The organism is Parabacteroides chongii, assembly GCF_029581355.1.
In the GTDB taxonomy this organism is placed as follows: Bacteria; Bacteroidota; Bacteroidia; order Bacteroidales; family Tannerellaceae; genus Parabacteroides; species Parabacteroides chongii.
Map to the genome: position 1 here is coordinate 2,863,638 of NZ_CP120849.1, position 13,748 is coordinate 2,877,385.

7 protein-coding genes are annotated in these 13,748 nt (G+C 40.6%); all 7 read left to right on the plus strand.

The features are described 5' to 3' along the window. The first annotated feature begins 2 nt into the window (after positions 1-2). Positions 3-1,715, plus strand: a complete 1,713-nt coding sequence (locus P3L47_RS10600; RefSeq protein ID WP_277783592.1) for a RagB/SusD family nutrient uptake outer membrane protein — start codon at positions 3-5, stop codon at positions 1,713-1,715. 63 nt (positions 1,716-1,778) lie between these two features. Further along, positions 1,779-3,656 carry a glycoside hydrolase family 97 protein gene (locus P3L47_RS10605; RefSeq protein WP_277783593.1) on the plus strand — a complete coding sequence of 626 codons (1,878 nt, stop codon included), beginning with the start codon at positions 1,779-1,781 and terminating at the stop codon, positions 3,654-3,656. Positions 3,657-3,776: 120 nt separating this feature from the next. Then, positions 3,777-6,140, plus strand: coding sequence for a GH92 family glycosyl hydrolase (locus P3L47_RS10610; protein WP_277783594.1), 2,364 nt, complete (start codon positions 3,777-3,779; stop codon positions 6,138-6,140). Between the two features lie 48 nt (positions 6,141-6,188). Then, positions 6,189-8,300 carry a right-handed parallel beta-helix repeat-containing protein gene (locus P3L47_RS10615; protein WP_277783595.1) on the plus strand — a complete coding sequence of 704 codons (2,112 nt, stop codon included), beginning with the start codon at positions 6,189-6,191 and terminating at the stop codon, positions 8,298-8,300. A gap of 221 nt (positions 8,301-8,521) precedes the next feature. Next, positions 8,522-9,097 (plus strand): RNA polymerase sigma-70 factor, encoded by a 576-nt coding sequence (locus P3L47_RS10620; RefSeq protein ID WP_277783596.1) that lies wholly within the window; start codon positions 8,522-8,524, stop codon positions 9,095-9,097. Between the two features lie 41 nt (positions 9,098-9,138). Then, positions 9,139-10,170 (plus strand): FecR family protein, encoded by a 1,032-nt coding sequence (locus P3L47_RS10625; RefSeq protein ID WP_277783597.1) that lies wholly within the window; start codon positions 9,139-9,141, stop codon positions 10,168-10,170. Between the two features lie 226 nt (positions 10,171-10,396). Next, positions 10,397-13,735, plus strand: a complete 3,339-nt coding sequence (locus tag P3L47_RS10630) for a TonB-dependent receptor (protein WP_277783598.1) — start codon at positions 10,397-10,399, stop codon at positions 13,733-13,735. Positions 13,736-13,748: the final 13 nt, after the last annotated feature.

Genomic DNA, 13,748 nt, shown 5'->3' on the forward strand with positions numbered 1-13,748 from the left:
AAATGAAACTGATAAGAAATTTATTTATAGGATTGATTTTAGCAGGATCGATGACTTCGTGTAACGACCTGTTGAATGAAACACCAAAAGACTTTTTGACTCCGGAGAATTCTTATACGGATAGAAAAGGCTTTGAGGCTGCTTTGGCTAACCTTTATTTGAACATAAGGAATGATTTTTATGCAAATACAGATAGTTGGCAGAATTATGATTTGATGGGTGTGGATGTTGATTTGAACGGTCCGCGTTCTGCGACAGACGTATATCCCGAATATTTTTACTGGAATACGCTAAATGCAGATAATGGATTTGCTAAAAAATGGTGGCAGCGGCTGTATGGTTATATTTATAGCTGTAATGTTATTATAGATCGGAGCGAAAGTTCTATTGTAAAGTGGAATTCGGAAGAGGAAAAGAATGCAATAGTAGGGGAAGCTAAGTTTTTGCGTGCTTTTGCATATCGTTTTTTGGGTAATATGTGGGGACAGGCTCCTATTGTTCTCGAAGAAACAACTTCACCTCAATTTAACTATAAGAGTGCCAGTCAGGAAGAAATCTATCAGCAATGTAAGGATGATTTGTTGTTTGCTATCCAATGGATGCGAGATATTGACGACCAGAAAGGTGGAATGGCTTCAAATGTAGCTGCCAGACATTTGTTGTCTGAAATTCTTATTTGCATGAAAGATTATAATGGTGCAATAGAACAGGCAACGGCTGTAATCAACAATCCGGCTATGTCATTGATGACAGAACGATTTGGGAAACTTAAAGATTTTACTTTTGAAGGATATGATTACCAAGGAGAAAAAGAAGCATGGGGAGATGTCTTTTGGGATTTGTTCAGAGAAGGAAACTTTAATAGAATCGATGGAAATAAGGAGTGTATCTGGAATGTGCAGTTTGATGTGGATTTGGAAGGAGGCGGAAACGTGGGTGCTTCCGGTGGTAATTTTGTTATGGAGCGTTGGATTGGTACCATGTGGTGGAATTTGAAAGATGCGGATGGAAACTCAAACTGGTTGAAAGATATTTTGAGTGGTCGTCCGGTAGACCAAATTTCTATAACTGATTATGCCGCCAATCAGATATGGCAGTATAAAGATGATTGGGATCGTGATATGCGTAACTCAAAGTATAATATGAAACGTGAGTATTACTGGACAAACCCGAATGGTCGTTTTTATGGACAGAAAATGTCGGAAGAAACGTTGGGGAATAAAGAAGAATTGTTCCGTATCACTCAGCCTACTTTTATGAAAGTCGTTACGGCACAACATCATGGTCAGTTCAAAGATTCTCAAAGTGGAGAAACGCATGACAATGGTCGTACTTATAAAGATTGGTATATTATGCGTTTGGCTGAAACGTATCTTTTGCGTGCGGAAGCTTATATGAATGCAGGTGATTTGAATGCGGCAGCCGCTGATATTAATGTTATCCGGAATCGTGCAAAAGCAACTCCGATTACAGCATCTGACGTGAACATAGATTTGATCCTGGATGAAAGGGCACGTGAACTTTACATGGAAGATTATCGTTTGAATACGTTGATGCGGTTGAATAAATTAACTGAGTATTTGATGAAATATAATCCGAAAGTTATTCAGGCTGGATATAAATTGGATGATCATTTGAATAAGTTACCTGTTCCTAATTCTGAAATTGAAGCGAATAAGGAAGGTGGATTAGTTCAAAATCCGGGTTATAATTGATGTTAAATGCCTCTATTCTCTTTCATGTAAGAGGATAGAGGTTTTATTGTTAAAGATAAAAGGATGAAAAAGACAATTAGTTTATTATTTTGTGCCCTGTTACAGCCTCTGCTGCTTAGTGCACAAACTCTGTTACCCCTGGTAAGCCCTTCGGAAACATTGAATGCTAAAATTCAAGTAGATGGAACATCTGTCCGGATTGGTCTGTATGAAAAAGGAGACCAGGTTGTAGACGTGAAAACTCTTCAACTTAATCTGGAAGAAAATACCTTAGCCGGCAACTGGCTGGTAACCAACCAGAAAAGAAACGAAGTCAATCAAACTTGGAAACCTGTCTATGGCGAACGCTCACTTATCACCGACCGCTATAACGAACTCAAACTGACGCTCCGCTCCGATGCAAATCAAAAAGAGATGACGTTGGAAGTCCGCCTGTACGACGAAGGACTGGCTTTCCGGTATGCCTTCGATAAACTGGATTTCTGGAATCAGACTTTGGTGAACGAGAAAACACAATTCCTGTTCAAAGAAGACTGTAAGACCTGGGTAACCGGTATGGCACAGGGGGCTTATTCGGAAAAGAGATTGAGTACGTTGAGCGGTGCTGCCGATCGCCCTCAGGTTATTCAAGTAAACGACCATCGCTTTGTAGCAATCGGTGAAGCTGCTTTAGTCGATTATTCCCGCATGAAACTGGAAAAGAGTGAAACCGGTTTTGGCGTACAATCCGTACTATCAGGAAAGGTAAACCTGGATTTGGCTGATTACCAATCACCCTGGCGTTATGTTATGGTTGCCGAACATCCGGGAAAGTTGGTGGAACATAATTATTTCGTTCTTAATCTGAATGAACCCAATCAAATAGCGAATACGAGCTGGATCAAACCCGGACAAGTGCTTCGTGAAGTCACGTTGACTACGGCAGGCAGTTTGGCTTGTATCGATTTTGCTGCAGAAAACAATATTGCTTACGTGCTGTTTGATGCCGGTTGGTATGGTGCGGAAGAAGATATGAAATCGGATGCAACGACAGTTACTATCGATCCGGCTCGCTCGAAAGGACCACTCGATTTGCCGAAAGTGATAGAATATGCCAATTCTAAAGGCGTAGGTATATTAGTATATGTAAATAAAAAAGCCCTGCATCAGCAGTTGGATGAAATACTTCCTTTGTATAAGAAATGGGGCATCAAAGGCGTGAAATATGGTTTTGTAAATGTTGGTGATCAATATGCTACGGCCTGGTTACATCAAGCAGTCCGCAAAGCTGCCAAATATGAATTGATGGTTGATATCCATGACGAATATCGTCCGACGGGCTATTCACGTACGTACCCGAATTTGCTTACTCAGGAAGGTATTCGCGGTGATGAAGAAGGACCTTCTTTGGATCAAGCTATTTACACGTTATATAACCGTATGATTTGTGGAGCAGGAGATTATACTAATTGTTATTTTGCCGAAAGAGTAACGGCAAAGATGGGAGGACGCGCCGCCCAGTTAGCCAAATTGGTGGCTATTTACAGTCCCTGGCAATTTGTCTATTGGTACGATCGTCCGGAGAAATCTCCGAGAAAAGCCGGTGGAGCCGGTTCTGCCGAATCGGTGATAAAGACGGATGTAGCAACCCGTTTTTATAATTCCATTCCGACAGTGTGGGACGATACGCGGTTTATGGATGGGAAGATGGGAGATTATGCTGTTGTGGCTCGTCGTTCCGGTTCCGATTGGTATGTCAGTGTATTGAACGCAGGAGAGAAGAAACAGGTATCTGTCCCGCTGGATTTTTTGAAAGATGTGACAACCTATAATGCAACTCTTTATTATCAGGCTCCGGGAAAGAAAAAGGATGTAGTAAGCATTAAAACGATGAAACTACAACCGTCGTTGACGCTCGATGTAGAGGCCAACAGCGGATGTGTATTGCATATTATCCGTTGAAAAAATGGTTGGCTTATAAAATAAGTAAGCAATAATAATCCACCAAATAGGCAGCTATTTGCTATTTTTCATAGCAATAGCTGCTTTTATCTTTGTAATCTGAAATAAACTATTCATACCATGAAAGAAATATTTTATTTGAATAAAATCCCCGCCTTCATTATCGCTGGTAAGTGCGTTATTCTTACTCTGTTATTCTTTTCAATGTCAGGCATAGCAAGCCGTGCGGAGGAGGTGAAATCTCCTGTGGATTATGTTCGTCCCCAGATTGACAGCCATAAATCACGCTGGTTTTATTTTGCGTCGGCCAGTCGTCCTTATGGGATGGTCAGTTTGAGTCCGGACACGTGGGTGAAAGGGAGTTGGAATTCGGGTTATTTATATGATTCGACTGAAGTGAGATGTTTCAGCCATATTCATTGCTGGCAGATTTCCGGTATTCCGGTCATGCCGACAACGGGTGAGGTGACAGGCCACAAAGGAATGGAGACATATAAATCGGGATTTTCACATGATACGGAAATAGTTAAACCCGGTTATCATCAGATTACGCTTGATAAATATGGAATAAAGGCAGAGCTGACATCTACCTCCAGGGTAGGTATGCACCGCTATACATTTCCTCAAAAGGAAATGGCCAATGTCCTGTTTGATGTCGGTGCATTCTTAGGACATGGGGCTATGGAGAAAGCTGCCATCCGTAAGGTTCTCTCCAAAGAGATTGCAGGATATGCCGTTATGGCTCCTACCAGTCGAAGGAAGAAAACATGTACGGTGTATTTTGTAGCTCAATTCAACCGTTCCATCCATGAGTTCGGTGGTTGGGAGAAGGTCGGTGACGAAAAAGAACTGACAAAGAAACAAGCCCTAGAGGGAAAGGAGGTTGGCGGTTATGTCAGGTTTAAACCCTTGGGTGATGCGCCTTTATTAATGAAAGTCGCTTTATCGTATGTGGATGAAGAACAGGCACGCCTGAATCTGAATACCGAACTGAAACATTGGGATTTCGACCGTGTTGTCGGGGACTCCTATGCTGAATGGAACGGAGAGTTAAGCAAGCTAACAGTGGAAGGCGGAACCGAGCAGGAGCGGATTAAATTTTATACAGACTTATGGCATGCATTGTTAGGTCGTCATACTTATTCAGATGTGAATGGGAAATATACGGATAACACGGGAGATACTCCGCTTGTATGCCAGGTACCACTGAAAAACGGTGTCCCAACGTATACTGTCTATAACTCCGATGCATTATGGGGTACAGAATTTAATTTGAATATCTTATGGTCGATGGCTTATCCTAAGATTATGAGTGAGTTTGTATCTACGATGGTCGGATATTATCCTACAGGAGGTTTGATTGCCCGTGGACCCAGTGGCGGGAATTATACCTATGTGATGGTGGGCGATCAGGCAATACCTCTGATAGCTTCCGCCTATAATAAAGGCATACATGATTTTGACTTGAATGCCGCCTTGGAAGGTAGTATCAAGAATGCTGAACCGGGAGGTATACGTGATCATGCAGGTTATGAAACGGAAGTGAATGAGTATATGAAATATTATACGGAGAAAGGTTTCGTGCCGGAAGGCATCGAGGGAAAAGGCGGACATCGGGAAGGCTGTGCGATGACGCTTTTCTTTGCTTATCAGGATTGGTGTTTGGCTCAATTTGCCAAAGGGCTGGGAATCGATTCTGTGTATAACAAATATAACAACCGTTCGTTTAATTACCGGTATATGTTTGATCCCGGACAGGGATGGATGCGTCCCCGGATGAAGAACGGAGATTGGTTAAAGGATTTCGCACCTGTGGGGAAAGGTTTCAATATGCCGGGTTTTGTAGAAAGTAATGCAGCTATCTTTACTTATTATGTCCCTCATAATATTCCGGATTTGATTTATCTGATAGGAGGAAAAGACTCCTTTGTCCATAAATTAAACCGTCAGTTTGAACTGGCTGCCCCGAATAATTTTATAACTCCTCACGGACATCACGCACAGAATTGGGTAGATTATGAAAACCAGCCTTCTTTGCATATGGCACATCTGTTCAGCCATGCCGGTGCTCCCTGGTTGACTCAATACTGGGTTCGGAGAATAAAAAAAGATGTATTTGGGGATATAACGCCTTACGGAGGTTATAACGGTGACGAGGATCAGGGGCAGATGGGAGCCCTGGGAGTTCTGATGGCGATCGGGTTGTTTGATGTGCAAGGTGGAGCCTCTGTGGATCCCCGCTATGAAATAACCTCTCCGATCTTTGACCGTATAACGATTCAGCTGGATGAACGTTATTATCCGGGAAAGAAGTTTGTCATCGAAGTAAAGAATAATTCGGCAAAGAATGTCTATATCCAATCCGCACGTTTGAACGGTAATCCATTGAATACGTATTATTTCCCTCATACCGAATTTGCCAAGGGGGGAGTACTTGAAATAGAACTGGGTCCTGAGCCCAACAAGCAATGGGGGATAGAATAGTGTACGGTTATCTTATTGTTCAGTAAATATTATAGGAGGAAATAAATAATGAAAATGAAGTTTATCGTATTAGTCGTTTTTATTTTACAAGGCATTTTTGTTCATGGAAAAAGTGAAAGTCAGTCAGGCAATCGTCAAACGACAATAATTGTAAAACCCGGTTCGGGAACTTTGCAGCAGGCTATTCGTAAAGCAGCATCTTTGGAAGGTGATGTGATCATTGAAATGAAGGGCGGCGAATACCGTACGGATAAAACTATTGAAATCCAACCGGGTAAATGGTCTTCTTTGTTGATAAAAGCGAGGGAAGGAGAAATGGTGTCCGTATCCGGTGATAAAGTGATTCCATTAAGTAGAATAAGACAAGTGAAAGACCGGGCTATCCTGTCCCGCCTGCAGGAAAGTGTACGTGGAAAAGTGGTTGAGGTAGATTGTAAAGGTATTGTCGAAACTTTGGCAAATATCCGTCCTTCCGGTTTTGGACGTAAGTCACTACCTGCCTGGTCGGAGTTGATGATTGACAACGAACCGTTGCACTTATCCCGTTGGCCGAACGATTCGATGGCATTGATCGGACGGGTCGATGTTTCCGGCGGACCGGAAGATAAAAAGCTGGGTCGGTTGCCTGTATTTCATTATCAGGAGGAACGTCCGGCTCATTGGAAAAACACGGATAATATGTGGATTGGCGGATATTTCGGATATGGCTATGCAGATGATATGATACCGGTTAAGTCGGTCAACCCGCAAGACTCCAGCATTTCTGTCGGTATGTTTACAACCTATCAGTTCTTTACCGGAGCCGATTTTCGTAGATGGTTTGCCTTGAACCTGCCGGAAGAAATAGACCGGACGGGAGAATATGTGATTGATCCGGATGCAAAGAAGTTTTATTTCCTTCCGGGAGATCAGAAAATAACCAAAGTCCGCCTGACCGTTTTGGACGAACCGGTCATTGCTGTAGAGAATTGTGAAAATGTAACTATAGAAGGCATTACGATTGAAAATAGCCGGGGTATAGGTGTTTATATGGATAATACGGAAAACGTATTGTTGCAAGGATGTACCATCCGCAATGTCGGAAATGTAGGTGTTTGCATAGGGAAAGGTACTGATTCGCCCAAAGAAGACAACACGCTTCAAAAACATGCCATGGAAGCAGGAGGTGAACTTTGTGGCAGAATGGTAGGCGATATGATGGGAAAGATCTACGAAAACTCTATTCTGGATCGGCAAGCCGGAAGAAACAACGGTGTAAAGGATTGTTATATTTATAATACCGGAGCCGGCGGTGTCAGTTTGGGAGGAGGCAACCGCGTTACGCTGACCCGTTCGGATAATTACGTTGAGAATTGTAAGATATCCCGCTACAACCGTATTGAGAAATCTTACCGTCCGGGCGTTTGGATAGATGGCGTAGGCAACCGGGTTACCAAATGCGACATATCGGATGCACCGAGCATGGCCATTCTGTTTCATGGAAATGAGCATACGATAGAATATTGTGATATTACGCAGGTTTGTCAGGAGGTAGACGACCAGGGAGCTATTTATTATGGACGTGACCCGTCGGAACGGGGGAATGTGATCCGTTATAATTATTTCCACGAATTAAGTCCGCGTCATCGGGTAACAGCCACTTACCATGACGACGGTGCCTGTGGAAGCGAAGTCTATGGCAATATCTATTTCAAAGCCGGCTCATTACCTGTGCTGATTGGAGGCGGAATGGATCATAAATATTATAATAATATCTTTATTGATTCCCCTACGGCTATCCATCTGGATAATCGTTTGCAAAACTGGGCAAGCAACATGGTGAACAAAGGAGATATTTACGACAAACGTCTGCAAGCCGTCAATTATACGCAACCCCCTTATAGCGTGAAATATCCGGAATTGGTCAATTACTGGCAGGAAGACCCGGCTTTCCCGAAACGGAACCGGATATACGGCAATCTCTTTTATAATATAACTAACCTGTTGCATGGTAGCAGCCAGTGGGGTGAGTTTTGGAATAACTGGACGACTAATGAAGATCCGGGCTTTGTCGATCCGGCTGACCCTTTAAAAGGATTCCGAAAAGATGCCCCTGTCTTTAAACGGATAGCCGGTTTTAAAGATATCCCTTATACTGAGATTGGGTCGACGTTGAAATAATCTTAAAAGTGTTTCACCATGATGAAACAAGTGTTTCTCCTGGATGAAACAACTGTTTCTCTTAGGTGAAACACTTTTGGGCTTGTAGTTTAACGATTTTAGAAAAGCTTATATATGCAGCTGAATAATCTGTTGTTTCGATTTTTCTGATGACGGAGTAAGTAAATATTTGATTTAAATCGTTTTTGTTGTGTAATTGTTATACCGGCGATTCTAATCTTATGAAATTAAGTGGAGAAAAGGGAGATTTGATTCCACGGGATGAGGTGGAATTATTTAAAAAGATATATGTAGCCTATACCCCTGACTTAGTTGCTACAGCAGCCCGGTATGTCGGTATGGTAACGGCAGAAGACCTGGTGCAGGAGCTTTTTTTGAAGGTTTGGAATCAGAAGCTCTTTTTATGTGTCAAAGCTTCTGAACTTAAATATTTTTTGTTTGCATCTCTTCGCAATGCTTGTTTGGATGTGCTGAAACACGAAGAGGTAAAACAAGGATATGCCGAGTATTATAAGAAAGAGTTGATGATGGAAATATTATCTTGCTCTGAACAGCCTTTTTATTATGAGGAAGAAAACGACAGCCTCAATACTCTTTTTGAGAAAATCAATCAATTGCCTCCTAAATGCCGGGAAATATTTCTTGCCTCTTACATCGATGGGAAAAAAGCATCCGAAATAGCCAAAGATAAGTCCATCTCACAACGCACGGTAGAAGCCCAATTGTATAAAGCTTTGAAAATACTACGCGGAGTATTGACTCTACTTATTTTATTTTTTTCATTTCTGAGTAAGTAAATCTTTTATGAAAATCGTTTTCGGGATAGAAAAGCAAAATAATGGAATATAAAGAACATATCGATTATGAAAAGTTGCTGATCCGGTATCTACAGGATACAGCTGATACTCAATCTTTGCAGCAGCTGTTGGATATTGTCCGGAAATCGGAAGACAAGAAACGGGAGTTGGCAGAGTTGCAATCAGTTTATGATTCTTTATCTATACAGCTTGATGCGCAAAAATATCCGATAGAGGCTAGTTGGGAGAAGATGCGGCAGAAAATAAATGTGGATAAACAACCGAAAGTGTCTCGAAAGTCCATAACTCTATTATTGTCTTATGCTGCAATTATCCTATTGGCTTTGTCGTTGGGCATACAGTATTTGTATTATCGTAATCTCCGTCAACCGCAAGAGGTGGCAGATAGTTATACACGATTTGTGGTGGAAAAAGGGGGTGGAAAAAGCTCTTTGTTCCTTCCGGATGGAACTAAAGTCCTGTTGAATGCCGGAACGACTATTCAATATCCGACACGCTTCGACCAGAAAGAACGGATGGTAATGCTGGATGGTGAAGGTTTTTTTGAAGTTGCCGAGAATCAGCAGAAACCATTTGTTGTCCGGTTGAAAGGACATGACGTAAAAGTTTTAGGGACAGTCTTTAATGTAAAGGCCTATTCGGATATGGATCATACTGTGACCTCCTTGATTTCAGGAAAAGTTCTTTTGACTTCTTATGATACGGAAGGTTCGATACGTGAAGAACAAGTTTTACATCCGGATGAGACAGCCCGTATCGATAAGCAAACCGGAACAATAACGACTTTCCGTAGTGATGATGAGTTTCAGTTGGCATGGACAAAAGGTCTTTATAAATTTAAAGATAAACCTTTCTCGGATGTAATGTCTGAACTGGAGCATCTGTACGATGTAACTATTTTGATAGAAGATGACAAACTCGCTAAGTCTGTTTATACCGGTAGTTTGGTTTTGAAAAACACGATCGAAGAAGTTTTGAAACCTTTAGGCCAATACAATAAGTTTCGGTATAGGAAAGAGGGGCATGTGATCCGTATTTACTCCGAAAAATAATTGTTTTGATGTATAACTTTAAAAATAGAAGGGATGGAACCACCAGAGAAGTAAACAATTAAAAAAAATTCGGGAAATGCCAGGCACCTCCCGAACTATTATTCATTTCAGTCTTCCCGCGAACGTCGGCAAACAGAAACGGAAAGACTTCAAACTTAAAATAATACACAAAAATATGGAAAAATATCAAGAATGGGGCTTTTTGTCTCCAAAAATAAGGCGTATCATGAAATTAACACTGGCATTTACGCTATTATGTATCATACATATATCTGCCAATACGTATGCACAGACCACACAGGTATCAGTAGATGTTAAAAACGGTACTTTTTATGATGTGGTGAAACAAGTGGAGAAACAGTCTGAATATCTGTTTTTTTACAATAGTAAAGATATTCCCAACGATTTGCCGGTTAGTCTTCAGAAGACTAAATCCAATATCACTGTGATATTGGATTATCTGGTAGAAAAGTATGATTTGTCATATAAAATAGATGACAGACAGATTTTTCTGACAAAGAATGCGGTTGTTCAGCAACAACAAGGAAAACGAATAACGGGTATCGTAAAAGATCCGAACGGTGAACCTATAATTGGAGCCAATGTGATGGAAAAAGGGACGACCAATGGAGTTGTGACAGATATTGATGGGAAATTTATGCTGACTGTATCTGAAAAAGCTGTCGTACAAATCTCTTATATCGGCTATCTTGGTCAGGATATATCAGTAGGAAGTCGTACCGATTTTTCAATAATATTGAAAGAAGATTCTCAGAATCTGGAGGAAGTAGTGGTTGTAGGATACGGTACACAAAAGAAAGCAACATTGACTGGTGCTGTAAGTAATATCGGTAACGAAGAGCTGGTAAAAACTCGTAATGAAAATGTTAAGAATATGATTTCCGGAAAGATTGCCGGTGTTCGCGTCGTTCAGAAATCCGGAGAACCGGGAAGCTATAATACGGATATGCAAATTCGTGGTATGGGTGCTCCGTTGGTAATTATAGATGGAGTTCCCCGTACGAATATGGATCGCCTGGATCCGAATGAAATAGAATCGTTTACGGTACTGAAAGATGCTTCGGCTGCTATTTATGGTGTAAAGGCTGCAAATGGGGTGGTAATTATTACTACTAAAAAAGGAACAAGCTCGAAATTAACATTGGAATATAATGGTTCCGTCGGTTGGCAGCAAGCTTCTAATATACCTGAAACATTGAATGCTGCAGACTGGATGGAACTGACAAACGAGAACTCGATTAATAAAGGAGGAAGTTTAATGTTCTCGGCAGAAGATATCGATGCTTATCGTAAAGGATTGAAACCTGAAACAAAATGGTCTGATGTCGGATTTGACAAGATTGCGCCGCAAACTCAACATAGTATCAGTGCTCAGGGTAAATCAGAAAAGATTGATTATTTCCTGAACTTTGGTTACATGAAACAAGACGGCTTCTATTCCAGTGGTGATTTGAATTACGAACGTTATAATGTCAGAGCGAATATAAATGGGCAGATAACAAAGAATCTTAAAGTGGGGATGCAACTGAATGCGATGATGGGGACTAAAAACGAGCCTGTAATGGATGCATGGGAAATATATAAAGCAGCCTGGATGCATATACCGACATTACCTGTTTATGCCAATAATAATCCGGCTTATTTGCAACAATTACCAGGGGCTTACCATCCATTGGCTCTTACTGATGCAGACATAAGTGGCTATAGAAAAAATCAACAGAAATTATTTCAGGGAACTTTTACATTGGACTATACAGTTCCTTTTATAAAAGGTCTCAATGTGGGAGCTATGTATAGTTATGACTATGATAACTCTGACAATCGTTTATCCAGAAAGGAGTATACGTTGTATGAGTATGATAGCGCATCTGATATTTATCAACCTTACAAGGCTTATTCTCCTTCACTGATACAACGTAGTTATGGGAAAGTGGAAAGAACTTTGTTGCAATTAAGGCTTAATTATGAAAGAACATTTAATGAAGATCATAATTTGAAGATTTTAGCATTGTATGAAGAAACAACAAACCGTTCGGATAATTTTGCTGCGCAAAGGGATTTACCGATGGATGCTGTCGATCAAATTTTTGCTGGAAGTACGACTAATCAGCAGGCAACAATGAATACAGATCCGAAAGTCTTTTTCGATATGGCAAATAAAGCATTTGTCGGTAGAATAAACTATGACTATAAATCAAAATATTTGGCAGAATTTAGTTTTCGCTATGATGGTTCTTCCAAATTTGCAAAAGGTTCTCAATGGGGATTCTTTCCTGCTTTCTTAGCAGCCTGGCGTGTCTCTGAAGAGTCTTTCTTTAAAAATATGGATGCATTATCATTTATAAATAATGTGAAACTGCGTGCAACGTATGGTATATTAGGTGATGATGATGCTTCTACTTATCAATTTTTGTCCGGTTATTCTTATCCGAATGGGGGATATATTTTTGATAATTCTTATATCAGTGGTTTGGGATTTAGAGGAATGGCTAATCCAAATATAACCTGGTATGAAGCACATACTGCTGATATAGGTTTGGATATCGATATGTGGAATGGTCTGTTAAGTTTTCAGGGAGATATTTTTAGTCGAAATAGAAAGAATTTGTTATCAACCAGAGTCTTGTCTGTTCCTGGAACATTGGGATCTGCGTTGCCTCAGGAAAACCTAAATGGTGATTTAACACGTGGATTTGATCTTAGTTTATCACATACGAATACAATTGGTGATTTCCGTTATATGATTTCAGCTAATATGTCCTATTTCAGAACAATGAACAAGTATGTGGAAAGAGCTGAATCGAATAACTCCTATCGGAACTGGCGCGATAATAATAATGATCGTTATAGCGATTATTATTGGGGATATGATTTTATCGATTATTTTCAGAATATGGGACAAATATGGTCTGCTCCGATTCAAGATAATAAAGGAAATTCGATTCTTCGTCCAGGTGATTACATTTATGAAGATTGGAACGAAGATGGTATCATTGATGATAATGATGTTCGACCGATTGAGTTGAGTGGAGATCCTCGTATTAACTTTGGTTTTACTTTGGCTGGTACATATAAAGGGTTTGATGTAAATTTATTGTTCCAGGGTGCTGCTAAAGGTACAGTTGTAAATCAGGTACAAATGGAAAGACCATTGACTTGGGACCGTGGTGGTCTTTCTATGTTTATGGATCGTTGGCATACAGCAGAGATGGGGGCTGATCCGAAAGATCCGAATACAGAATGGATTCCGGGGTATTATCCCTCTACTAATAATGGAGGGGAAACAACAAACTACTGGACCTCTACTCGTAGTGTTCAACATGTAAATTATCTTCGTTTGAAGAGTGTGGAGGTTGGTTATACGTTGCCGCAGCATTGGATGCAGAAGGTTGGTATTCAAAATTTACGACTTTATCTGAACGCATACAATTTGTTTACTCTGACTGGATTAAAGTATGTTGATCCGGAACATCCAAGTGATAGTTACAGCTGTCTGTATCCTATTACAAAAACTTACAATGTAGGTGTGAATGTAACATTCTAATTTTAAATACAGA